At 73.6% G+C, this 23,429-nt stretch carries 23 protein-coding genes and 1 tRNA gene; 15 read left to right on the top strand and 9 right to left on the bottom strand.

The window, feature by feature from the left end:
• The first annotated feature begins 49 nt into the window (after positions 1–49).
• Positions 50–1,015: an aldo/keto reductase gene (locus RV983_RS06165; RefSeq protein WP_475984757.1), complete on the top strand. Its 966-nt coding sequence runs from the start codon at positions 50–52 to the stop codon at positions 1,013–1,015.
• A 198-nt stretch (positions 1,016–1,213) separates the two neighbouring features.
• On the opposite strand, the gene RV983_RS06160 is transcribed toward RV983_RS06165, so the two are convergent.
• Positions 1,214–2,149, bottom strand: a complete 936-nt coding sequence (locus tag RV983_RS06160) for a transketolase family protein (protein WP_475984756.1) — start codon at positions 2,147–2,149, stop codon at positions 1,214–1,216.
• Positions 2,150–2,212: 63 nt separating this feature from the next.
• Complete coding sequence (locus RV983_RS06155) at positions 2,213–2,914, bottom strand: transketolase (protein ID WP_475984755.1); 702 nt, start codon at positions 2,912–2,914, stop codon at positions 2,213–2,215.
• Between the two features lie 54 nt (positions 2,915–2,968).
• Between RV983_RS06155 and soxR the strand changes: the two genes are divergently transcribed.
• Positions 2,969–3,499, top strand: a complete 531-nt coding sequence (soxR, locus tag RV983_RS06150) for a redox-sensitive transcriptional activator SoxR (RefSeq protein ID WP_475984754.1) — start codon at positions 2,969–2,971, stop codon at positions 3,497–3,499.
• Here the strand turns inward: soxR and RV983_RS06145 are convergent.
• Positions 3,480–3,770, bottom strand: coding sequence for a YiaA/YiaB family inner membrane protein (locus tag RV983_RS06145; RefSeq protein ID WP_475984753.1), 291 nt, complete (start codon positions 3,768–3,770; stop codon positions 3,480–3,482). The genes soxR and RV983_RS06145 overlap by 20 nt on opposite strands.
• A 183-nt stretch (positions 3,771–3,953) precedes the next feature.
• On the opposite strand from RV983_RS06145, the gene RV983_RS06140 reads away from it, so the two are divergent.
• Positions 3,954–4,027: transfer RNA gene (locus tag RV983_RS06140), tRNA-Pro, on the top strand.
• Between the two features lie 191 nt (positions 4,028–4,218).
• Here the strand turns inward: RV983_RS06140 and RV983_RS06135 are convergent.
• Positions 4,219–5,208 (bottom strand): helix-turn-helix domain-containing protein, encoded by a 990-nt coding sequence (locus RV983_RS06135; protein WP_475984752.1) that lies wholly within the window; start codon positions 5,206–5,208, stop codon positions 4,219–4,221.
• A 406-nt stretch (positions 5,209–5,614) separates the two neighbouring features.
• On the opposite strand from RV983_RS06135, the gene RV983_RS06130 reads away from it, so the two are divergent.
• The 5 genes from RV983_RS06130 (at position 5,615) to RV983_RS06110 (ending at position 9,446) form a co-directional block, all read left to right on the top strand.
• Entirely contained in the window at positions 5,615–6,175 is a 561-nt protein-coding gene (locus tag RV983_RS06130) for an NADPH-dependent FMN reductase (RefSeq protein ID WP_475984751.1), read from the top strand.
• A gap of 135 nt (positions 6,176–6,310) precedes the next feature.
• On the top strand, positions 6,311–6,676 hold the full coding sequence (locus RV983_RS06125) for a PH domain-containing protein (protein ID WP_475984750.1): 366 nt from the start codon (positions 6,311–6,313) through the stop codon (positions 6,674–6,676).
• Positions 6,677–6,791: 115 nt separating this feature from the next.
• The gene (locus RV983_RS06120; RefSeq protein ID WP_475984749.1) at positions 6,792–7,139 is read left to right on the top strand and encodes an MmcQ/YjbR family DNA-binding protein; all 348 of its coding nucleotides are present in this window, start codon (positions 6,792–6,794) and stop codon (positions 7,137–7,139) included.
• A 54-nt stretch (positions 7,140–7,193) separates the two neighbouring features.
• Positions 7,194–8,234 (top strand): TIGR03617 family F420-dependent LLM class oxidoreductase, encoded by a 1,041-nt coding sequence (locus RV983_RS06115; RefSeq protein WP_475984748.1) that lies wholly within the window; start codon positions 7,194–7,196, stop codon positions 8,232–8,234.
• Between the two features lie 531 nt (positions 8,235–8,765).
• Positions 8,766–9,446 (top strand): RibD family protein, encoded by a 681-nt coding sequence (locus RV983_RS06110; RefSeq protein WP_475984747.1) that lies wholly within the window; start codon positions 8,766–8,768, stop codon positions 9,444–9,446.
• Here the strand turns inward: RV983_RS06110 and RV983_RS06105 are convergent.
• On the bottom strand, positions 9,425–10,207 hold the full coding sequence (locus tag RV983_RS06105) for a CDP-alcohol phosphatidyltransferase family protein (RefSeq protein ID WP_475984746.1): 783 nt from the start codon (positions 10,205–10,207) through the stop codon (positions 9,425–9,427). The two genes, RV983_RS06110 and RV983_RS06105, sit on opposite strands and share 22 nt — an antisense overlap.
• Positions 10,208–10,299: 92 nt before the next feature.
• On the opposite strand from RV983_RS06105, the gene RV983_RS06100 reads away from it, so the two are divergent.
• From RV983_RS06100 to RV983_RS06080, 5 genes are read left to right on the top strand one after another with little or no spacing between them, the layout of a single operon-like run.
• A complete protein-coding gene (locus RV983_RS06100; RefSeq protein WP_475984745.1) occupies positions 10,300–11,280 on the top strand; it encodes a zinc-dependent alcohol dehydrogenase in 981 nt (326 codons plus the stop codon).
• A 22-nt stretch (positions 11,281–11,302) separates the two neighbouring features.
• Positions 11,303–11,701 (top strand): 6-pyruvoyl trahydropterin synthase family protein, encoded by a 399-nt coding sequence (locus RV983_RS06095; RefSeq protein WP_475984744.1) that lies wholly within the window; start codon positions 11,303–11,305, stop codon positions 11,699–11,701.
• A complete protein-coding gene (locus tag RV983_RS06090; RefSeq protein WP_475984743.1) occupies positions 11,698–12,810 on the top strand; it encodes a glycosyltransferase family 4 protein in 1,113 nt (370 codons plus the stop codon). The genes RV983_RS06095 and RV983_RS06090 overlap by 4 nt, the downstream gene beginning before the upstream one ends.
• A complete protein-coding gene (locus tag RV983_RS06085; protein WP_475984742.1) occupies positions 12,807–13,691 on the top strand; it encodes a methyltransferase domain-containing protein in 885 nt (294 codons plus the stop codon). Before RV983_RS06090 ends, RV983_RS06085 begins: the two co-directional genes overlap by 4 nt.
• Positions 13,688–14,734: a lysylphosphatidylglycerol synthase transmembrane domain-containing protein gene (locus RV983_RS06080; protein WP_475984741.1), complete on the top strand. Its 1,047-nt coding sequence runs from the start codon at positions 13,688–13,690 to the stop codon at positions 14,732–14,734. Before RV983_RS06085 ends, RV983_RS06080 begins: the two co-directional genes overlap by 4 nt.
• Positions 14,735–14,781: 47 nt before the next feature.
• Here RV983_RS06080 and RV983_RS06075 read toward each other — a convergent pair whose 3' ends face one another.
• Positions 14,782–17,184 (bottom strand): SpoIIE family protein phosphatase, encoded by a 2,403-nt coding sequence (locus tag RV983_RS06075; protein WP_475984740.1) that lies wholly within the window; start codon positions 17,182–17,184, stop codon positions 14,782–14,784.
• A 108-nt stretch (positions 17,185–17,292) separates the two neighbouring features.
• Positions 17,293–18,753, bottom strand: coding sequence for an MDR family MFS transporter (locus RV983_RS06070; protein WP_475984739.1), 1,461 nt, complete (start codon positions 18,751–18,753; stop codon positions 17,293–17,295).
• Positions 18,754–18,977: 224 nt separating this feature from the next.
• Between RV983_RS06070 and RV983_RS06065 the strand changes: the two genes are divergently transcribed.
• Positions 18,978–19,766, top strand: a complete 789-nt coding sequence (locus tag RV983_RS06065; protein WP_475984738.1) for a tyrosine-protein phosphatase — start codon at positions 18,978–18,980, stop codon at positions 19,764–19,766.
• 21 nt (positions 19,767–19,787) lie between these two features.
• Here RV983_RS06065 and RV983_RS06060 read toward each other — a convergent pair whose 3' ends face one another.
• Both RV983_RS06060 and RV983_RS06055 read right to left on the bottom strand, forming a co-directional pair.
• Positions 19,788–20,780, bottom strand: coding sequence for an NAD-dependent epimerase/dehydratase family protein (locus RV983_RS06060; protein WP_475984737.1), 993 nt, complete (start codon positions 20,778–20,780; stop codon positions 19,788–19,790).
• Positions 20,781–20,952: 172 nt separating this feature from the next.
• On the bottom strand, positions 20,953–21,528 hold the full coding sequence (locus tag RV983_RS06055) for an SDR family NAD(P)-dependent oxidoreductase (RefSeq protein ID WP_475984736.1): 576 nt from the start codon (positions 21,526–21,528) through the stop codon (positions 20,953–20,955).
• Positions 21,529–21,722: 194 nt separating this feature from the next.
• Between RV983_RS06055 and RV983_RS06050 the strand changes: the two genes are divergently transcribed.
• On the top strand, positions 21,723–23,375 hold the full coding sequence (locus RV983_RS06050; RefSeq protein ID WP_475984735.1) for an amidohydrolase: 1,653 nt from the start codon (positions 21,723–21,725) through the stop codon (positions 23,373–23,375).
• Positions 23,376–23,429 lie beyond the last annotated feature (54 nt).

The raw sequence follows: 23,429 nt of genomic DNA, 5'->3' as shown, positions 1-23,429 counted from the left end.
CCTCTCAGGCACCGGATCGCCGTACTGCACCGGGAGTACGGTGGCGCACGTGCCCTTCGACCGCCTCGCCGCCGCCCCCCTGCCCCGCCTCGGACTCGGCCTTGCCGCCGTCGGCCGCCCCGGCTACATCAACCTGCACCGGGACGCCGACCTGCCCGCCGACCGGACCGTCGACGCGATGCGCGACCGGGCCCACGAGGTGCTCGACACCGCGTACTCCGCCGGGATGCGCTACTTCGACGCGGCGCGCTCCTACGGCCGTGCGGAGGAGTTCCTCGCCGGCTGGCTCGCCGCCCGGCCCGAGGTGGCCGACGTCGTGATCGGCAGCAAGTGGGGCTACACCTACACCGCCGACTGGCGCTCCGACGCGAAGGTGCACGAGGTCAAGGACCACTCAGCGGCCACCTACGACCGGCAGATCGGCGAGACCCGGGCCCTGCTCGACGACCGGCTCGGCCTCTACCAGATCCACTCCGTCACGCCGGACAGCCCGGCCCTGACCGACCGGGCCCTGCACGCACGCCTTGCCGCCCTCGCCGCCGAGGGCGTCGCCGTCGGCTTCTCGACCAGCGGCGCGCGGCAGGCCGAGGCCATCCGCGCGGCCATGGAGGTGACGGTCGACGGGCAGCGCCTGTTCACCGCCGTCCAGGCGACCTACAACCTTCTCGAACCGTCCGCGGGGTCGGCCCTCGCCGAGGCCCGCGCAGCGGGCCTGACCGTCCTCGTCAAGGAGGGCATGGCCAACGGCCGCCTCGCCTGGGCCGCCCCCGGCTCGGTCCTCGCCGAGGTCGCCGCAGGGACCGGCGCCACTCCTGACGCCGTCGCCCTCGCCGCGATCCTGCACCGCCCCTGGGCCGGCGTCGTCCTGTCCGGCGCGGCCACCACTGCTCAGGTGGAGGCCAACGCGGCCGCCGCCGTCCTCCACCTGAGCGCGGAACGGCTCGCCCGCCTCACCGTCCTCGCCGAACCGGCCCCGCTCTACTGGCGGGAACGCTCCGCACTGCCCTGGACCTGATCCGCCCGGGGGCTCTCAGCACACCCCGGCCGTCGGGGCGCCCGCCCGCGCGCCCGCGAGGAAGGACTCGACGCCGCGCCGCAGCCCCGCCGCGTCCAGGCCGTGTGCCCGCGCGTGGTCGCGCCAGGTGCCGTAGCGGCTCCGCCTTGCTGGCGGGAACGCTCCGCACTGCCCTGGACCTGATCCGCCCGGGGGCTGTCAGCACACCCCGGCCGTCGGGGCGCCCGCCCGCGCGCCTGCGAGGAAGGACTCGACGCCGCGCCGCAGCCCCGCCGCGTCCAGGCCGTGTGCCCGCGCGTGGTCGCGCCAGGTGCCGTAGCGGCGCAGCTCCTCCCTGGCGGTGCCGAGGGCCAGGACGCGGTGCGGCAGATCCACGAGCGCGTCGTTCGCGAACCCGGCCGAGGTGCCAGCCAGGTACGGCTCGACCAGTACGACATCCGCACGGTCCGCGGCCCCGGCGGCGGCACGCAGTCCGGCCCTGTCGAAAGGCCGCACCGTCGAGGCGTACAGCACCGTGACGTCGAGTCCGGCCACCGCCTCCAACGTCGCGTCGAGCAGCGGCCCCACGGCCACCACGACACCCGCGCGGCCCTCACGGACCGTGCGGAACCGCCCGGGGGAGACCGGCAGCGCGGCGCGGTTGGACTGGTCGCTGAGCCGCACATAGACCCGTCGGTCCCCGTCGGCGGCCGCGTGGCGGATCAGTGCCTCGGCCTCGTCGGGGTGGCCGGGCACGTGGACGGTCCATCCCGGGAGCGTGTCGAGCAGCGCCACGTCGCCGGGCGACTGGTGGGTACGGCCGCCGGCCGCGATGTCGTAGGACGCGCCGGAACTGACCAGCACCGCGCCCACGTCCTGGTGCACCAGGTCCAGCTTCACCTGCTCGAACGGCCGCTCCACCAGGAAGCTGCCGAAGGTGTGCACGACGGGCCGCAGCCCGGTCAGGGCCAGCCCGCCCGCCGCCCCGACGAGCAGCTGCTCGCGGATGCCGACGTCGATCACGCGGTCGGGATGCGCCCGGGCCGCGTCCGTGAAGCGGTCGCCGGAGATGACCGCCAGTACCACCACCAGCCGCGGATCCTCGTCGAGCAGGGCGGTGGTGACGGTGGTGAAGCGCTCGCGCATGGTGTCCATCGTGGGGAGACTCCTCGGTCCGTGTCGTCTTCGGTGACGTCTTCGGTGGCGCGGGAACAGCGGTCAGTACTTGGACTCGACGCGTGCGACGACCGCGCGCGGCACGCCCGGGTGCGGCGCGGTGAACGCCTCGTACAGCGCCTCGTGGTCGCGGCCGTCCACGGTCACGGCCGACCAGCCCTCGGCGGCGAAACGCGAGGCGAGCCCGCCCCGCCAGCCGTATGTGGCGGAGGAGTTGTCGATCGCCACGACGTGCAGTGACTCCAGGCCGATCGCGCCCGCGAAGGCGATCGCCTCGTGGTTGCTGCCCTCGTCCATCTCGGCGTCGCCGACCAGTGCCCACACCTTGGCGCAGGTCAGCCCCTGGGCCCGCAGCCCCAGGGCGCTGCCCACCGCGAGCGCCGGCCCGTGCCCCAGAGACCCGGAGCCGATCTCCACACCCGGCACCAGCATCCGGTCCGGGTGGTGGCCGAGCCGTGAGTCGTAGGAGCCGAAGGAGGACAGCCACTCCTCCGGGATGAAGCCCTTGGCCGTGAGCACGGCGTAGTAGGCCATCGGACCGTGGCCCTTGGACAGCAGGAAGCGGTCGCGGTCCTCGTCGTCCGCGGTGTCCCGGGTCACGCGCAGCACACGGTCGTAGAGCACCCACAGCACATCGAGGGTGGAGGTGGCCGCCGGGCCGTGCTTCTCGTCGCCCGTCATCAGCGACATCAGGCGCGGCAGGTCCCGGTAGTCGTACGCGGGGGTCGTGCTTGTCTGGGTCATGAAACGAGCGTGCAACTTCAAGGCGACTTGAGGTCAAGCGTAGGCTCGTGGGACATGAGCCCGCATGCGCCGCAGTCCCCGGCCCCGGCCCGCCCCGCGCACCAGGACCGCCTCCCCATCGGCGAGCTTGCCGCCCGCAGCGGCCTGGCCACTTCCTGTCTGCGCTACTACGAGGAGATCGGTCTCATCCGCTCCGAACGTACGGCAGGTGGCCAGCGCCGCTACCCACGGTCCACCCTGCGCCGTCTGGCCTTCATCCGTGCCGCGCAGCGCGTCGGCCTGTCCCTGGACGAGGCGCGCACCGCCCTGGACCGGCTGCCCGAAAACCGTGCGCCCAACGCCACCGAGTGGAACACCGTCGCCCGCACCTGGACCCGCCGCATCGACGAGCAGATCGCCGAGCTGGAGCGCCTCAAGCGCCGGCTCACCGGCTGCATCGGCTGCGGCTGCCTCTCGCTGCGCAAATGCGGTCTGTACAACCCCGGGGACACCGCGGCCTCCGGCGGCGCGGGCGCCCGCTACCTGCTCGGCGATACGCCCGCCGGGGAGAAGTCCGAGGCCGCGGTCACAGCCCGTCGACCTTGAACGGATCGTGCTCGGCCAGGAGCTTGTCCAGCCGGGCCTGGTCCACCCGGCTGGTGACCTGGCCCTCCTCCTGCCGGTCCCGTACCACCTTGGCCAGGGTGAACGCCGAGGTCACCACGGAGAGCAGTCCCACCGCCAGGAAGGCCCGCGCCCACCGGCCCACGGGCAGGTAGGCGATGCCCACCACCATCGCCGTCACAGCGACGGCGAACGAGAGCGCGGCCTGCGCGGAGTAGGCCGCCGTCGTCTGCTGCCGGATCGGATTCGCCATGGGAGCAGTGTCGGCCCCGCATGACGCGCGCCACATGAGTACGGCTACTCAGCTTCGCCCGGGGTCGCCATTCGGGCCGGGTGCGTACGGCGGGCCGGGGCGATACCTGCGAGCGAGCACCGGTCGACGTGCGGTATTGTTCTCGTGCGTGGTCAGCCCGGAAAATCCCGGGGGATCCGGCACCGGGACGTGGCGCAGCTTGGTAGCGCACTTGACTGGGGGTCAAGGGGTCGCAGGTTCAAATCCTGTCGTCCCGACGGTGTGGAAGGGCTCGCTGGACTGGAATTTTCCAGGTCGGCGGGCCCTTTGGCGTTCCCGCGAGCGACGTTCACCTGACGGAGTCGGACTCCGCCCCGTCCGCCGGTAGTTGAGGCCGACCGGTCCGGCTCCCCTCCTCCACCTGGCGCCCGCGTCGGCCGGGAGCGGGGACGCGGGAGCCCCGAGGGGGTCAAGGCGACCCGGGGTCGGTCGGTGGGTCCGGGGGCCCGCCCGCCGCGCGTCGCCACTCGCTCGGGGTCATCCCGTACGCCGCCCGGAAGGCGCGGCTGAAATGGGCCGCGGTGCCGAACCCCCAGCGGTAGGAGATCGCCTCGATCGTCACGTACCGGGTGCCCGGCGCGGCGAGTTCCCGCTTGCACTCCTCGAGTCGCGCCGCCTTGACCCACTCGCCGAGCGAGATACCGGCCCGGGACAGCGAGAGGTAGAGGTGGCGCACCGAAACATGGTGCGCGGCAGCGATGCGTGCGGCGCTCAGGTCGTGCTCGGCCAGATGGAGGCGGGCGTACGCCAGAACCCGCTGCGGGAGTGTGAGATGCAGCGGTTCCCTTGCCAGATCCTCGCGTCCGATTCCGGTCGTGACCAGGGCCCGGACGAGTTCCACGGCGGGCTGCGCCAGGAGATCGGCCTCGCCGGCCCCGAGGGCGTCCTGCTCGCGGATCAGCCGGGAGAAGAACGCCGTCACGGCGTCCACGACCGGCAGACCGGGGCCGAGCCGCACCGCGGTGATGCGGTCGAGCAGCGGGGAGGGGAGTCCGAGCAGCCGGGTCGGTATGCGCACCGTGGCGGTACGGATGAAGCCGTGGAAGGAGATGGAGTAGGACTCCGCGGTGTCCAGCAGGATGAGCCCGCCTGGCCGGAGTTCCGTCTCCCGGCCTCCCTGGGCGACCCGGGACACCCCTGATTCCTGGATCGCCATGAAAATCTGCGGCTCGACGTCATCGGACAGGGGGCCGGGGGAGCGCCGCAGTCCTGCCAGGTTCCAGCTGACCTCGGACACCTCGACCGAGCGCAGCACGGTCGTCACAGCGACGGCCGTGAGCTGCGCGGGGTCCGGCGGAAGGTCCAGATCGATGCGGCCGTTCAGCGATCTGGACTGTTCACGTATGGCCTCCGGGCGGTCACCCGGAGCGAACGACCTCAGGTCGAATCGATGGGGCAAGGGGTCCTCCTGCGGCGGCGCCGAGCGCGGCGGGCACTTTCAGCGCGGAACGAGCGATCAGCCGGACTCCCGTATTCGTGCGCGGGAGAGAACCGACCGCTGCGCCGGGATGTTCAGGTTATGCGACGAGTATCCCTCGGCAGGTGACATGCGTGTTCGTGCGACCGCGCCCCGGAAAGCGTCAGGGATGGCGATCCGCTGAGCACCGGACTCGTGCACGTGGCACAGGAGGACAAGGATGCGGTGCCCCCTGGCACTGCCGGACAAGTCGGTACTCGAGATCTTGCATACGGTCGCTTTCGGTACGGCCCGGTTACTGCTTGTTGTGCGGGACCGGGCCGGATCCCGGCTTCCGGGAAAAGCCCCCGTGAAGTCCTCGCATCATTCGAGAGGTTGACATTCAGCGATGAAGATCGGCGTAATACTCGGCAGTACTCGCCCCGGGCGTCTGGGAGCCTCCATCGCCTCGTGGGTCATGGAGCATGCCGAGAAGAGGACGGACGCGGAGTTCGGACTGGTGGATCTCGACGCGTACAAGCTCCCCCTCCTGGACGAGGCCCTGCCGCCCGTCCTGCGGCAGCCCACCCAGCAGCACACCAAGGACTGGGCCGCCGCGATCGCCCAGTACGACGCATTCGTCTTCATCGCGGCCGAGTACAACCGCTCGCTGCCCGGTGCGCTGAAGAACGCCCTCGACTACGTCTTCCACGAGTGGCACGACAAGGCCGCGGGCATCGTCAGCTACGGCGGCGTGGTGGGTGGCGCCCGGGCCGCCGAGAATCTCCGTCTGGTGCTGGCAGAGCTCAAGGTGGCCACCACGCGTGAGGGGGTTTTCATCAACACCTCGACGGATTTCGAGAACTGGACCGTATTCAGGCCCACCGATCAGCACGCGGCGACGCTGAACACGGTTTTCGACGAGGTCATCGCGTGGGGGAACGCGCTGAAGCCGCTCCGCGCCGGCTGAGCCGTGAAGCACGCGGCCGGTTCCCCCGTCCCGCGCGGCGGCCCCGGGCCCGGCCGCTCCCCGTGGCATGTCCACCCCATGGCACTCCGATAGGCTGATCATCTACGGTCAACTTGCTGCTGCGGAAGGTCTTTTATGGCGATGTTCGGAAATGCGCACGCAGTCGATGTGACGGCGGCACAGGAAGAGTTCGCGCGACTGCTGGGAGAGGACGAGCAGCTGCACGCCGCCTTCGAGCTGGTACGCGACAGCATCCTCTTCACCGACCGCCGGCTGATCCTCGTGGACAAGGAGGGGGTGACCGGCAAGAAGGTGGAGTACCTCTCCGTGCTGTACAAGAGCATCACGCGCTTCTCGGTGGAGACCGCCGGCCCGTTCGACCTGGACGCCGACCTCAAGATCTGGGTCTCCGGCAGCCACGAGCCGATCGAGAAGAGCTTCACCCGGGGCGTCAACGTCTACGAGATGCAGGGCATCCTCGCGAAGTTCGCGGCAAGCTAGCCGCACCTTGGGTGCGCCGCGATGCGGCAGCTGGGAGGCCGTTCCCCCGTGGCGGGGGAGCGGCCTTTCGCGTGCCCGGGGCGCCGGTGTCAGTGGTGGTGTCTACGGTAGGGGGATGCCCGACTCCCAAGACGTCCGCCGTATCGCCCTCTCGCTGCCGGAGACGGCCGAGAAGGAGGCCTGGAGCATGCCCACGTTCCGGGTCGCGGGGAAGATGTTCGTGACGGTCCCCGACGACGAGACGTCCTTCGCCGTGCGCTGCCCGATGCACGAGCGGGAGGAGCTGATCGCGGCGGAGCCGGAGAAGTTCTGGGTGCCGCCGCACGAGGCCGGCTCGCACTGGGTGCGGGTGCGCCTGGCCGCGCTGGAGGATGTGGGCGAGCTGCGGGACATCCTCGTGGACTCCTGGCGGCAGGCCGCACCGCCCGCACTCCTGGAGTCGCAGGATCCCTCCCGGACCTGAGCCGCGCCGGTTCCTTCCCTGACGAGACGCCGCCCCGACCGGGAGCCCCGCCGCGTGACCACCGCACCCTTGAAGACCGATGTCACCTTCACCGGCCCGATCGAGCACGCCGCCGCCGCGGCGGCCCGGGCCGAGGCGCGCGGCGCCGACGGGTTCCTGGTGAACGAGCTGAAGCACGACGCCTTTCTGCAACTGGCCGTGGCGGCCGGCGGAACCCGGCGGATCGGGCTGGCCACCGGGGTCGCCATCGCCTTCGCCCGCAGCCCGATGACGGTGGCGACGGCCGCCTGGGACGTCCAGCGCCTGTCCGGCGGCCGGGCGATCGTCGGACTCGGCTCGCAGGTCAAGCCGCACATCACCCGCCGCTACAGCATGCCCTGGTCGCAACCGGCCGCCCGCATGCGGGAGTTCGCCGAGGCGCTGCGCGCCGTCTGGCACAGCTGGCAGACCGGCGGACGGCTGGCCTTCCGCGGCGACTTCTACACCCACACCCTCATGACCCCGATGTTCGACCCGGGACCGCTGCCGTCCGGGCCGCCCGCGGTGTGGCTGGCAGCCGTCGGCCCGCGCATGACCGCCGTCGCGGGTGAGGTGGCCGACGGGCTGATCTGTCACCCCCTCACCTCACCCGACTACCTGCGCAGGGTGAGCCTCCCGGCCGTCCGTGCCGCCCGGGAGTCGGCCGGGCGGGCCGCGCTGCCCTTCGACGTCGCCGGGACCGTGCTGGTCGCCACCGGCCGTACCGAGGAGGAGTACGCCGCGGCCCTCACCGCCACCCGTGAGCGGATCGCCTTCTACGCCTCCACACCCGCCTACCTCCCCGTCCTCGAACTCCACGGCTGGGGCGAGCTCCAGCGGGAGTTGCACCGGATGTCCCTGCGCGGCCGCTGGCAGGAGATGGGGCGTCTGGTGGACGACGGCGTCCTGGACGCCTTCGCCCTGCACGGCGAACCCCGGGAGGTGGGCCGGGCCGTGCGCGAGCGCTTCGGCGGCCTCTACACCCGCGTCAGTGTCTCCTTCTCCCACGATGCCCACGATGCCCACGATGCCGACGACACCGTCGCCCTGGACGTGCTCGAGGCCGTCCGGGAGTGAACGCGGGCCCCTGCCCGCGCGACCCGGTGGGGCAGCCGGTGTCGGGGCGGATCGTCCTCTTCCCCGGGCCCGGCGGGCGGGAACGGCCGTGGCGGTATCAGGCGGCCGGCGTGTCCTGCCTGCCGCTACCGGGGCCAGGCTGCCGCACTCGCGGGATGACCCGCAACATCCGGCACCGCAGCGTCGCCTGCCCGGAGCTTCACCGCAACGGGCGTGCCCGGCACGGTCCCGCGCCGCCTCCGCGGCCATGAGCACGTGCCGGGCCCTCGGCCCGGCACCCGTGCCGGAACAGAACGCCGCGTTCCTCGCGGCGGCCGTCAAGGGTCCCCGCGCTCACCGTGGCCGACGACTCCGGCGACCGCACCCGCGCCGTGCGGCCGCGGGTGTGACGGCGCCGATGTGCCGGTGGCCGGTACCGCCGGCCCGGCCGGCGCGCTGACCTGCGGCGCCCCTATACCTCTCCGTCCCGAATCGTGCAAGCTTACGAAAGCTCCATCGCCCGCGTGGACCTGGAAGGGGATCATTGGCGACATGAGATCGCGCCCGTATGTGCTGCTGTCCGTCGCCTCCTCGTTGGACGGCTGCCTGGACGACACGAGCACGACCCGCCTCCTTCTTTCCAACGACGAGGACTTCGACCGCATCGACGAGGTCAGGGCCGGGGTGGACGCCATCCTGGTGGGGGCCAACACCATCCGTTCGGACGATCCCCGGCTGCTGGTGTGCCCGGAGCGGCAGCGCGAACGGCTGCGTGCGGGCCGGCCGGCGACGCCGGTCAAGGTCACGCTGACCGAGAGCGGCAAACTGGACCCGGAGGCGCGGTTCTTCACGACCGGCGACTGCGCCAAACTCGTCTACACGACCGCCGGCGTGGCGCCCGCGCTGGCCGAGCGGCTGGACGGGCTGGCCACGGTGGTCGGCGCGGGCGACCCGCTGGACGTACACGAGGTGCTGGACGACCTTGCCGCGCGTGGGATCGAACGCCTGATGGTCGAGGGCGGGGGCGTGGTCCACACGCTGTTCCTGTCGGCCGGGCTCGTCGACGAGCTGCAGCTCGTGTACGCGCCGTTCTTCGTGGGCCAGGCCGACGCGCCGCGCCTGGTGCAGCCGGCCGACTTCCCCCAGGGGCCGGGCCACCGCATGCGGCTCGCGGAGACCCGGCAGATCGGGGACGTCGTGCTGCTGCGGTATCACCCCCGCCAGGACGACTGACCGGAGACCGACACCACCGGCGCCGGCAGCGACTCGTGGCCGCCGCCGGGCGCACCGGCCGGACGGGTCCGCCACAGCCAGGCGATGTCGCGGCCGAAGGACCACACGAGTGCGGCCAGCGCCAGCGCCGACACCCCGGCCGCGGCCGGCGCAGGAAGAATCCCCGAACAGGCCGCGACGAGCGCGATTCCCTGGCACGCCGCCACCGTCTTGCGGGCGAAGCTCGGCGGGAGCGGCGCGTTCAGCCAGGGCAGCACCCAGGACGCGGCGACGAACGCGTACCGCATCGCGCCGATCGCCAGCACCCACGGGCCTTGCATCGTGGCCAGCTGCACGCTCAGCACCATGATGAGGAAGGCGTCGACCTCCATGTCGAAACGGGCGCCCAGCCGCGAGCAGGTCCCGGTTGCCCGGGCGACCTTCCCGTCCACCGCGTCGAGGACCAGCGCCGCCGACGCCACGAAGGTGAAGATCGCGCCATGGGCCGCGCCCGCCACCGCCAGCGCCGTGACCCCGCCGACCAGCACCGCCCGGCCCAGGGTCACCCGGTCGGCGGGACCCAGCTCGGTGGCCCCGGAACGGCGCAGCGCGCCCGTCAGCAACCCCCATATGGCGGCACCGTAGGCGGCCCCCGCGATCCAGCCCGCCTCGTGCAGGCCCACCGAGGCCCACAGCGCGACGAGCAACCCGAACTGGGCCACTGCGGCGACGGCTTGTTCCCGCCCCGCCGAGCCCTTGTCGAGCCGGGTTCCCACGGTCATCACGGTCATCTTTGTTCCCCCGGTTACGGGATTCGCGGGAGCGCCGCGTACGGTACGGCCTCATCTGTCGTGGAGGGATACGGAGAAAACCCATGGAGCGTTCGGCCCGGGCCTTCTGGCTTCGTAAACCCGGCGAGGGCGAGATCCGCGCCGTGACCCTGACCGAGCCGGGACCGGACGACGTGGTGGTGCGCACGCTCCACTCCGGGATCAGCCGCGGCACCGAGACCCTGGTCTTCCGCGGAGGCGTGCCGGAGAGCCAGCACACGATCATGCGGGCACCCTTCCAGGAGGGCGACTTCCCGGGCCCGGTGAAGTACGGCTACCTCAATGTCGGCGTGGTCGAGCAGGGCCCGCCCGAGCTGCTGGACCGCACCGTCTTCTGCCTCTATCCGCACCAGACCCGCTACGTCGTCCCGGCCTCGGCGGTCACCCCCGTCCCCGACGACGTGCCCGCCGCGCGGGCCGTCCTCGCCGGCACGGTCGAGACCGCCGTGAACGCCCTGTGGGACGCCGCGCCCCTGGTCGGCGACCGGATCGCGGTCATCGGCGCCGGGATGGTGGGGTGCAGCGTCGCGGCGGTGGCCGCCGGCCTCCCCGGAGCGCGGGTGCAGCTCGTCGACGTCGACCCGGCGCGGACCGGGGTCGCCGCGGCCCTCGGCGTCGGATTCGCCCTGCCCGGCGACGCGGAGGGGGGCTGCGACCTGGTCGTCCACGCCAGTGCCACCGAGGCCGGGCTCGCCCGGGGCCTGGAACTGCTGGAGCCGGAGGGCACCTTGCTGGAGATGAGCTGGTACGGCGACCGGCGGGTCTCGCTGCCGCTCGGCGAGGCCTTCCACTCGCGCCGTCTGGTCGTCCGCAGCAGCCAGGTCGGCACGGTGTCGCCCAACCGGCGCACCCGGCGGAGTTACGCCGACCGGATGGCGGTGGCGCTGCGGCTGCTGGCCGATCCGGCCTTCGACGCGCTGATCACCGGGCAGAGCCCGTTCGACCGGCTGCCCGAGGTGATGAACCGTGTCGCCGGCGGTGAACCATCGGTCCTCTGCCACCGTATTGACTACCGACCGGCATAGATCAGCCCTGGAAGGTTCCACCGTGTTCAGTATCACCGTTCGCGACCACATCATGATCGCCCACAGCTTCCGCGGCGAGGTCTTCGGCCCCGCGCAGCGACTCCACGGCGCGACGTTCCTGGTGGACGCGACCTTTCGCCGTCCCGAACTCGACGACGACAACATCGTGGTCGACATCGGTCTGGCCACCCAGGAGCTCGGCAAGGTCGTCGCCGGCCTCAACTACCGCAACCTGGACGACGAGCCCGAATTCGCCGGCGTCAACACCTCGACGGAGTTCCTGGCCCGGTACATCGCCGACCGGCTCGCCGACCGGGTGAACGAGGGCGCACTCGGCGAGGGCGCGCGCGGACTCACCGGCATCGGCATCTCCCTGCACGAGTCCCATGTCGCCTGGGCGAGCTACGAGCGGACGCTGTGAGCGCCGCAGGCGCCGTCGCGCCGGACGTGCGCACCGTCCATGTCGTCCTGCCCGGCGACGTGGACGACACGGCCGTGCCGAGCGGCGGCAACATCTACGACCGACGGCTGAACCAGTCGCTGGCGGCGGGCGGTCGCACCGTCCGCGAGATCGCCGCGCCCGGCAACTGGCCGCGGCCCGACGACGCCGCCCGCGAACGCCTGGCCCGGTCGCTCGCGGACCTGCCCGACGGCGCCTGCGTCCTCCTCGACGGCCTGGTGGCCTGCGGCGTCCCCGACATCGTCGTCCCGCAGTCGGGCCGGCTGCGGGTGGCGGTCCTGGTCCACCTGCCGCTCGCCGACGAGACGGGACTGCCGGCCGAGGTCGCCGCCGAACTCGACTCCCGGGAACGGGAGACCCTGCACGGCGTGGGCGCCGTCGTCGCCACCAGCCCCTGGGCCGGGCGCCGGCTCGTGGAGCACCACCAACTGCCCGCGAGGCGCGTCCACGTCGTGCCCCCGGGCACGGACGCGGCGCCGCTGGCCCCGGGCACCGACGGGTCGTCACAGCTGCTGTGCGTCGCGTCCCTGACCCCCCGCAAGGGGCAGGACGTGCTCATCGAGGCCCTGGCGGACCTCGCCGACCTGCCCTGGAGCTGCGACCTGGTCGGGCCCCTGGAACGTGACGGCGGCTACACCGAACTGATGCGTGAACTGCTCGCGGCGACCGGGCTGACCGACCGGGTGCGGCTCACCGGCCCGCTCACCGGACAGGCCCTGGCCGGGGCGTACGCCGCCGCCGACCTCCTCGTGCTGCCGTCCCGCGCCGAGACGTTCGGAATGGTCGTGACCGAGGCGCTGATGCGCGGCATCCCGGTGCTCGCCTCGGACGTCGGCGGGGTGCCGGACGCCCTCGGGCAGGCCCCCGACGGCAGCCTCCCGGGCATCCTCGTGCCCCCCGGCGACAGGACGGCGCTGGCCGCGGGACTGCGCCGTTGGTTCGCCGAGGACACGCTGCGGCGCCGCCTGCGGACCTCGGCCCGGGACCGGCGCGACACCCTGCGGGGCTGGGAGGAGACATCGCGGCGCATGGACGCGGTGCTCCAGAAGATGGTGCGGGAGGGGTCATGACGAACAGTTCCGGGTCATCGGCGGGCGCGGCGGAGGCGCCCGCCTTCACTCCGCAGTGGCTGTCGCTGCGTGAGGGGGCCGACGCCGCCGCCCGCTCGGACGGACTGGTCCCACCGCTGCTGGACCGGCTGGCCGCGGAGCCGCCCCCGGACGGCACGCTCGTCGTGCGCGACCTCGGCTGCGGCACGGGATCGCTCGGCCGCTGGCTGGCCGACCGGCTGCCCGGCCCCCAGCACTGGATCCTCCACGACCGCGATCCCCGGCTGCTCGCGCTCGCCCGGGCGAGCCTGGACGGCCGGATCACCGCGGGGGGCGCGGTCACCGCCGCGACCCAGGAGGGCGACCTGACCCGGCTGCGCGCCGCGGACCTCGCCGGTACCTCGCTCGTCACCGCTTCGGCACTGCTCGATCTGCTCACCGCCGACGAGGTGGACGCCCTCGCCGCGGCGTGCGCCGAGGCCGGCTGCCCCGCCCTGCTGACGCTGTCCGTCGTCGGCCGGGTGACGCTCGACCCCGCCGATCCCCTCGACCACGAGATCGCCGCGGCCTTCGACGAGCACCAGCGGCGCGAGAGCGACGGCCGGAGCCTGCTCGGGCCCGACGCCGTCGCCGTCGCCACCGCGGCGTTCGAACGGTACGGCGCCACCGTGCTCAGCGGCCCGAGCCCCTGGCGGCTGGGCCCGGACGAGTCGGCCCTGACCGCGGAATGGCTGCGCGGCTGGGTCGGCGCGGCGGTCGAGCAGCGCCCCGGTCTCTCGGCCCGCGCCGAAGGCTACCTCCGCCGCCGGCTCGACACCTGCGCCGCCGGCGGACTGCGGGCCGAGATCGGCCACACCGATCTGCTCGTGCTCCCCGGGTCGGCGGGCGGTGACGTCCGATGACGTTCCTCAAGCGCGCGTGGCCCTGGCTCCGGCTCCTCCTGGGCGCCGGCATCCTGGCGGCGCTGGTGGCCCGGCTCGGCACGAGCGCGTTCCTCGACGGGCTCCACATGGTCAGCGGCGTGTCCGTGCTCGCCGCACTCGGCATCGGCCTGCTCACCACCGTCTTCAGCGCCTGGCGCTGGTGCATCGTGGCCCGCCGGCTCGGCCTGCGGCTGCGCATCGGGCGGGCCGTCGCCGACTACTACCGGGCGCTGCTGCTCAACGCGGTGCTCCCGGCAGGCGTCCTCGGGGACGTCCACCGCGCGGTCCAGCACGGGCGCACCGAGGGCGATGTCGGCCGCGGGGTGCGGGCCGTCGTCCTGGAACGGACCGGGGGACAGATCGTCGTCCTCGTGCTCGGCGCGGCCGTCCTGCTCAGCCGGCCCGCCCTGCTGGCCGACATGACGCGCGAACTCCTCCCCGCCGGCACCGGCGCCCTGGCGCTCACCGCGGCCGTGCTCGGCGCGGTCGCGGTCGCGGGACTGCTCACGGTGTGGGCGGTACGGCGCAGCCGGCGGACCGGCCAGGGTGCCGGGGCCCTCGCGGGCGGACTCGCCGACCTGCGTCGCGGCCTGCTGGCCCGGTCCACCTGGCCGGGCGTCGTCCTGCTCTCCGCGGCGGGCCTGGTCGGCCACGTCGCCCTCTTCGTCGTCGCGGCCCGCGCCGCCGGGTCGGCCGCCCCGGTCGCCCAGCTCGTGCCGCCGCTCACCCTGGCCCTCCTCGTGATGGGTCTGCCGATCAACATCGGCGGCTGGGGCCCCCGCGAGGCCGTCTCCACGCTCGCCTTCGGCGCGGCCGGTCTCGGCGCCGCGCAGGGTCTGTCCACCGCCGTCGTCTACGGCGTCCTCACCCTCGTCGCGAGCCTCCCCGGCGTCGCCGTGCTCGTCCTCTCCCGGCCCCCGCGCCCCACCAGGGCTCCGTCCCGCCCCGCACTCGCCGCCCGCGTCCGCGGGATCCGCGGTGTCCGCCGGCCCGTCCCGGTCGCCGTCGCCCCCGAGAGCTGATCGCCGCTGCGGCAGCCGGGAAGCCGCGTTCCGGTGGAAACCGGCCGTCACGCGGACGGTGGCAGGGGCTGCTCGGTCCAGATGGTCTTGCCGCGCAGGGTGTGGCGGGTGCCCCACCGCTCGGTGAGCTGGGCGACCAGGAGCAGGCCGCGGCCGCCCTCGTCGTAGACGCGGGCTCGGCGCAGATGGGGAGCGGTGCTGCTGGCGTCGGAGACCTCGCAGATGAGGCTGGTGTCGTTGATCAGCCGCAGCTGGATGGGCGCGCGGGCGTAGCGGATGGCGTTGGTGACGAGCTCGCTCACGACGAGTTCGGTGACGAACGTCATCTCCTGCAGCCCCCATTGCGCGAGCCGGTCCGTGGTGAGCCTGCGCGCGCGGGCCACCATGGCCGGGTCGGGCGGCAGGTCCCAGGTCGACACGCGCGACGCGTCCAGGCCGTTGGCGCCGGCGAGGAGCAGCGCGACGTCGTCGGCGGGGGCGTCGGGCAACAGGGTGCGCATCACGTGGTCGCACATGTCGTCCAGGGACGCCGACGGGCCGTCCGTGAGCGCCGCGGCCAGCCGCGCCGCGCCGGCGGCGAGGCCGCCCTCGGGCACGCGGTCGACTCTGCCCGCGCCGATAAGCCCGTCGGTGAACAGGGCGATCATGCTGCCGTCGGGCAGATCCAGCTCGGTGGACTCGAACGGCAGGCCGCCGAGTCCCAGGGGTGGCCCGGCGCGGACCTCGGGCACCTCGACCGTGCCGTCCGGGCGCATGACCACGGGCGCGGGGTGACCGGCGCGGGCGACGGTGCACTGCCGGGCGACCGGGTCGTAGACCGCGTACACGCACGTGGCGCCGATGTTCCCGGAGTCGGCGTGCTCGCCGGGGCCTTCCGGGTGCTCCTCGCGGTTGAGCCGCAGGACGAGGTCGTCCAGGTGCGTGAGGAGTTCGTCGGGCGGCATGTCGACGTCGGCGAGGGTGCGCACGGCCGTCCGCAGCCGGCCCATGGTGGCGGACGCCTCGATGCCCTGCCCGACCACGTCGCCCACCACCAGCGCCACACGCGTCCCGGACAGCGGGATCACGTCGAACCAGTCGCCGCCGACGCCCACCCGCGCGTCGGCCGGCAGATAGCGGGAGGCGACGGTGACCGCTGCCTGCCGGGGCGTGCGCTGCGGCAGCATGCTGCGCTGCAGGGTGAGGGCGGTGTGGCGTTCACGGGTGTAGCGCAGCGCGTTGTCGATGGAAAGCGCCGCCCGTGCGGTGATCTCCTCGGCCAGGATCAGGTCGTCGGGGTCGAACGGGTCGGGCGTGCGGTGCCGGACGAACTGGGCGAGCCCCAGCGTCGTGCCCCGGGCGCGCAGCGGGACCACGATGAGGGAGTGGATGCCGAACGCGTGCGAGGTGCGCGCGTGCGGCGGGTCCGCGCGCAGCCAGTCCTGGACGTCGTCGTCCTCGATCCAGAGGCGCGCCGCGTTCCCTGTGACCAGCGCCCGCGCCATGGGCGACTCCTCGGGATAGTGGTCCGACTCGCCGGGGCGCACGGAGGTCTCCGGCGCTCCGTCCAGAACGGAGCTCTGAGCCGCCCGGCGCAGGGTCACCGGCCCGGCCGCCCGCGGGCCGGCGTCCTCCGCCGCCTCGTCGAGGACGGCGTCCAGCAGGTCGACGCTCGCGAAGTCGGCGAACTGTCCCAGCACGACCTCCGTCAGCTCCTCGGCCGTGCGCACGACGTCCAGCGTGGTCCCGATCCGTACGCTGGTGGTGTTGACCAGGCTCAGCCGCTTGCGCGTCTTGTACTGCGACGTCGTGTCGAGCGCTGCCACGGACACGCCGCGCACCTGCCCGTCCGGGTCCTTGAGCGGGTAGAGGTAGACCGACCACGCGTGGGCGCGGGTCTCGCCGGGAGCCCGGGTGAACGTCTCGGCGGTCATCCGCTCGCCGGTCTCCATGACCCGGTCCATCAGCTCCTCGAGCCTCTCCGACCGGCGTCCGGGGGAGAACTCGACCACCCGCAGCCCGATGACCTCCTGCTCCGGGACCCCCATCACACGGCGGCCCTCCGCGCTGCTGCCGATCAGCCGTTTCTCGTGGTCGTACACGCCGAAGACCGCGGGCATCTGGTCGAGGGCCCACTCCGTGAGCGGTGCCCCCGGCTCCTGCGCCATGACCGCCCATGCGGCGCCCATCGGGGCGGCGTCGACCTCCGCCCGTACGGTGTGGCCCCGGCGGTGGCGCAGCAGCAGTCCGCCGCGCCACTCCTCCTGGCGCTTCAGACTCCGCAGCGCCGAGACGGGAAGCTGCCCGGCGAGCAGCGTCCGCGCCGCCCGCCCCACCACCTCGTCCCTCCGGTACCCCAGCAGCCGCGCGGCGCCGGGCGTCCATCCGGTGACGACGCCCTCGGTGTCCACGGCGGCCACGGCGGGCCCGGCAAGGGACTGCCCGTCGTCCATCGGATCTTGTACCGGCATCGCCGACGTCCTCGCCTGGTCGGTTCCGAGGCCCGGACCCCGCGCCATCCTTCCCAGCATCCCACCCGGGGCGAAACGTCTCAAACAGACGCAGTGGCCGGGAGACCGTCAGGGCGACGCGGGCGTCGCCGCCTCGGCGGCGTCCGGCCGGACGGGCCGCTCCGCGTCGGGCCGTTCCACTCCCAGGGCGTCCTGGTCGGAGACGAAGAACGCGGCGGCGGCGGAGACCAGCGCGAGGCCGGCGCACAGGACGAAGCCGGCGTGATAGGCGGTCAGGTTGGCGGCCGGCGTGCCGTCGGCGGTCAGCACGGTCGTGCCGACGGCCGCGAGCAGGGTGGCGATGATGGCCGTGCCGAAGGCGCCGCCGAGCTGCCGCTGCATGTTGAAGACGGTGGCGGCCCGCCCGGTCGAGGGGGCCGGGACGGTGGCGAACGCGGCGTTCTGCGCCGACATCATCACGTGCCCGATGCAGTAGCCCAGGACGAACAGCACGCCCCGCAGCGTCCACTCCGACGTGCCGGCGGTGAAGCCCGCCATGACGGCCACGCAGAGGGCCATGCCCGCCGAGCCGCCCACCATCAGCCAGCGCGGCCCGATCCGCCGGTACAGACGGGGCGCCACCAGCGCCGCCGCCATCACGCCCAGGGCCTCGGGGAAGGTGGCCATGCCGCTGCGCAGGGCGTCGAAGCCCAGTGCCTCCTGAAGGAACAGCGGGTACAGCCAGACCGTGCCGAGGAACACCGCGCTCAGCGGGAACATCACGATCGTGTTGGCCCGGAACAGCCGGTCCCTGAAGAGCTCCAGGTCCAGCATCGGCATCGCGATGCGCCGTTCCACCGCCACCATGGCGAGCAGCGCGGTGATGCCGAACACGAGGGGCACGATAATGCCGGCCGTCCCCCACCCCTGGTCGGGGCCCTCGGTGAGGGCATAAAGCGTCAGGGACAGACCGCCGCCCGCCAGCAGGAACCCGGTGAGGTCGAAACGGCCCGGGCTCTCGACCCGGTAGTCCGGCAGGAACATCAGGCCGAAGGCGACGGCCGCGGCGCCGATGGGCAGGTTGACCAGGAACACCCAGTGCCAGGACACCGCGTCGGACAGCCAGCCGCCCAGCACCGGGCCCACCGCGGGCGCGACCGCGGTGGGGACCATGAGCGCCCGCTGCGCCCTGATCCGCTTGGCCGGCGGATAGGCACGGAACAGCATGGTCTGGCCCACCGGCGTGAGCAGACCGCCGCCCGCGCCCTGGAGGATCCGGTACCCGGTGAGCTGGTCCATGGTGGTCGCCGTGGCGCACAGCGCGGAGGCGCCCGTGAAGACGACCAGCGCCGCGAGGAAGGTCCGCCGGGTGCCGTAGCGGTCGCCGAGCCAGCCGGCGACCGGGATGAACACCGCGAGGCTGACCAGATAGCCGATGTTGATGGCGCCGAGGCCGGAGGCCGGGACGCCGAAGTCGCGACCGATCGCGGGGACCGCCACATTGACGATCGTCGTGTCCATGATCGCCATGAAGAGCGCGGAGACGAACACGACGGCAACCGCGGTCGTCGGCGGGATCCTGCGGGCCACGGGAGATCTCCTCGCTCTCGCCGCCGTCCCCGCGCGGTCGCCCGCGCCCGGACGGCGCCTGCCGGCCGGGTCGCCCTCACGGACGGTGCCCAGCCGGTCACAGCCTCCAGTGGAACCCGCGCCGCCGCCGTCCGCACGCCGGGGGCACCCGGATGCGCGTCCACCCGCCCTGACGCGCTGGTACAAAAGAACAGGCGACCCGAACCCCGTCCGAGGAGGCCGTCTTGGCAGAGAAGCACGACGGCCTGTCCGGCGGCGCGGCCCGCTGGGTGGAACTGGCCGAGGTCGACAACATCCGCGACCTCGGCGGGCTGCCCGTGCACGGCGGCGGCAGGACCCGGCGGGGTGTGGTGTTCCGGGCGAGCACCCTCCAGGACGCCACCGCGGACGACGTCGAACTGCTCCTGGGGCGTTACCGGTTGCGGACGGTCGTCGACCTGCGCGGCCCGGACGAGGCGGCCCGCGAGGGGCACGGCCTGCTGGCGGGCACCGCCGTGCGCCGGGTCAGCCTGCCCGTCCGCCGCGTGCAGGCGGTCGTGACGGACGCCGTGCCGGCGGTGCGCGACGAAGCGGCCGACGACACGGCGGGCTTTTACGAGGGGCTGCTCGACGGCAGCGGCGCGTCCCTGGTCGACGCCGCGCGGATCGTCGCGGACACCGATCAGCACGCGGTGGTCTTCCACTGCGCCGTCGGCAAGGACCGCACGGGTGTCCTGGCCGCCCTGCTCCTCGACGCGGTCGGGGTGCCGGCCGGCGCCATCGCCGCCGACTACGCCCTCACCGCCCAGCGCGTCGCGCGCATCCGCGAGCGCCTCGCCCGGCTCCCCTCCTACCGCGACCTGCCTGCCGTCGAGCATCACTACATGGCCTCGAAGCCCCAGGTCATGCACCACTTCCTCGACACTCTCCGGACGCGCCACGGCGGCGCCGGCCGATGGCTGCGCGAGCGCGGCCTCACCGGCGCCGAACTCGGCCGGCTCAAGGGCGCGCTGGTGGCCGGGCCCGAGGGCTGAGGCCGCCCGCGCGGCCGGCCGTCACCCGAGACCCTTCAGGGCCGCCTCCTCCTTCTCCGGCGGCAGCCCCACCGTCGGACGGTCCGGGCGCTGCGGGGCGACCCCGCCCAGGGACCGCAGCCACGACCAGGTGTCGGCGACCGTCTCGGCGACCGGGCGGCAGCGCAGTCCGGCGGCGACGGCGCGGGAGACGTCGCCGGTGTGCAGGGCGTCGTAGAGCTCGCCCGGCGGCAGCCAGACGGGCAGTTCGGACCACGGCTCGATACCGGCGTCGAGCACCGCGGAGGGCTCGGCCCAGCGCAGGTCCGCCTCGCCGCCCGTCACGGCGACGCACGTGTCGAGCAGTTCGCCCATCGTGGTGTGCCCGGTCGGGCTGACGAGGTTGTAGGCGCCGCCCAGTCCCGCCGCGGCGGCGTCCAGCGTGAAAGCGGCGAGGTCGCGCGCGTCGACGTACTGCAGCGGCAGGTCGCGCGGCCCGGGAGCCAGCACGGGACCGCCGCGGGCGATGCGGGTGAGCCACCACGGCAGGCGGCCTATGTTCTCGTACGGGCCGAGGATCAGCCCCGCCCGGAGCAGCAGCGCGCGGTCGCCGAAGGCCCCGGTGGCGGCCAGTTCACCGCCCCGCTTGGCCCGCGCGTAGTCGACGTCCGCGCCGTCGTCGGGCGACGCGTCGACCACCGGTCCCTCCTCGTCGAGGCCGGCGGCCGCGGGGTAGGTGTACACCGAGCGGCTGGACACATAGGCGTAGCGCCCGGCCCGGCCGGTCAGCAGAGCGGCCGTGTCCCGCACCGCCGACGGCGCACCGGACCACGTGTCGACCACCACGTCCCACTCGCCGCGCGCGAGCTCCGCGAGGCCGCCTTCGGCGACCCGGTCCCCGTGCAGCGGGGTGACCCCCGGCGGCGGCGAGTGCCGTCCCCGGTGGAACACCGTGACCTTCTCGCCACGCGTCAGTGCCTCCTCCGCCACCGCGCGCCCCACGAACTCCGTACCACCCAGGATCAGTACATTCATGCGCTCACTGTGCCGTGCCGCCGGCCGCCGCGGGGGCGGTCATGCTCTGAGCGCAACCGCAGGGTGCCCACCGGCGTGCCGCGAACCCGAACTCCCTGTCGGCGCGTCCGCCGCGGGCCGCCCCTCCCGGGATCACCCCCGAACCGGCGTCGCCCGGCGGGCGGTGAGGTGCTCACGAAGGGCGGAAGGCAGGGAGGAGTTCCGCGGTGAGGGCCGCGAGGCGGCGCGGGAACTCCGGGTCGTGCGCCTCAGCCGATGCCCGCGCCTCCTTCTCGCCGTCGAAGTACCGGCCGGTGACGTCGGCCAGTTCGGGAGCCTCGATCAGGCGCCGGGTGGCCGCCACGCCCTGCTCCAGGGAGTCGACGACGTCCATACCGGACGCACGGGACATGGCCGTCGGCATGTAGGGCGCGGGATGGAGACTGTTGACGGTGACGCCGGTGCCGGACAATTCCTCGGCGAGGTCCAGGCCGTTGCCGATCAGTGCCAGTTTGGAGCGGCAACAGGCGGCGACATCGGTGTGGTCACGGGTGAGTTGCGGGTCGTCGAAGTCGATCGGCTGCTGGCCGACCGAGGCCACGTTGACGACCCGGGAGGGCGCCGAACGACGCAGAAGCGGGAGCAGTTCGCGGGTCAGGAGGACGGGCGCCAGATAGTTCACGGCCAGGCGCAGTTCGTGCCCGTCCCGGGAGGTCAGTCGGTCGGTGCCCGTGGCGTGGAAGCCGACTCCGGCGTTGTTGACGAGCACGTCGAGCTGGTCGTGCGCGGCGGAGACGTCGGCGGCGAGCCGCCGGACCCCGGCGAGCGAGTCCAGAACGGAGGGGGACCGCCCGAATGCCCCGGGTCGTCGTGTCCGCCGCGCCGCGCATGGCGTGTTCGGCGGGGCGGGTGTACAACGGCTGGTCCATGCCCGCCCCGAGCCCCCGATCTGGAGCGCGCCCCATGTCCCGAGCCCATGCCGACCTGGTGTTCACCGGCGGACCGGTCCACACCGTCGACGCCGTCCTCGGCCGAGCCACCGGTGTGGCCGTGACGGACGGCTGGATCACCGCCGTCGGCCACGACGAGGTCCGCGAACTCGTCGGCCCCGGCACCGAAGTGGTCGACCTGGCGGGCCGGCTGCTGCTGCCCGGCTTCCAGGACGCGCACGTCCATCCGCTCGGTGCGGGTCTGGAACTCGGACAGTGCCATCTCGCCGAGGCCCGCGAGGCGGGGGAGTACGTGCGGCTCGTCCGCGCCTATGCCGACGCGCACCCCGAGGCGGAGTGGATCACCGGTGGCGGCTGGTCGCTCGAGGCGTTCCCCGGCGGTAATCCCACCGCCGCCCTCCTGGACGCGGTCGTGCCCGGACGTCCGGTCTTCCTGCCCAACCGGGACCACCACGGTGCCTGGGTCAACTCCCGCGCCCTGGAACTCGCAGGCGTCACCCGGGAGACCCCGGACCCGGCTGACGGCCGGATCGAGCGCGACGCCGACGGCAACCCCACCGGCATGCTCCAGGAAGGCGCCCAGCACCTCGTCGGGCGCCTGCTGCCCGCCGTCACCCTCGCCGAGCAGAAGGCCGCGCTGCTGCGCGCCCAGTCGGTACTGCACGGGTTCGGCATCACCGCGTGGCAGGACGCCATCGTCGGCACGTACGCCAACATGACCGACCCCGTGGCCGCGTACCGCGCCGTCCTCGCGGAGGGGCTGCTCACCGCCCGCGTGGTCGGCGCCCTGTGGTGGGACCGGGACCGCGGCGCGGACCAGATCCCCGAACTCCTCGAACGGCGCGCGGCGGTGAGCCGCGGGCGGTTCCGTGCCACCACCGTCAAGGTCATGCAGGACGGCATCGCGGAGAACGGGACCGCCGCCCTGCTGGGCCCCTACCTCACCGCCTGCGGCTGCGTCTCCGGCAACAGCGGCATCAGCTTCGTCGACCCGGCCGGCCTCGCCAAGTACGTCGCCGAACTCGACTCCCATGGCTTCCAGGTGCACTTCCACGCCCTCGGGGACCGCGCCGTGCGCGAGGCCCTGGACGCGGTCCGGGCCGCACGCGCGGCCAACGGCTTCCGCGACACCCGGCACCACCTGGCCCATCTCCAGGTCGTCCACCCCGACGACGTCCCCCGCTTCCGGGCGCTCGGCGCCACCGCCACCGTCCAGGCCCTGTGGGCCGCCCACGAACCGCAGATGGACGAGCTCACGCTGCCCTTCCTCGGCCCCGAACGCGGCGCGTGGCAGTACCCGTTCGGCGATCTCCTGCGCTCAGGGGCGTCCCTCGCCGCCGGCAGTGACTGGCCCGTCAGCAGCCCCGATCCGCTCCAGGCCCTTCATGTCGCCGTCAACCGCCGCCTCCCCGGCGCCCCCGAGGGCACCCCCGCCTTCCTGCCCGGCCAGCGCCTCGACCTGGCCGCCGCCATCGCCGCCTACACCGCGGGCTCCGCCCATGTGAACCACCTCGACGACACCGGAACCGTCACCCCTGGCAAGCTCGCCGACCTCGTCGTCCTCGATCGCGATCCCTTCACCGGACCCCCGGAGGCCATCGCGGAGACCCGTGTGCTGCAGACCTTCGTCGACGGCCGCCGCGTGTACGCCGCCGCGGACGCGTGAAGCGCGCCGCTGCGCGCCGTGCCGTCGCGGGGCCGGACGGCGCGCCTTGCCCGC

This window comes from Streptomyces sp. RLA123 (assembly GCF_056270165.1).
The sequence above is the reverse complement of the archived record's forward strand: the minus strand, read 5'-3'. Positions and strand labels throughout refer to the sequence as shown.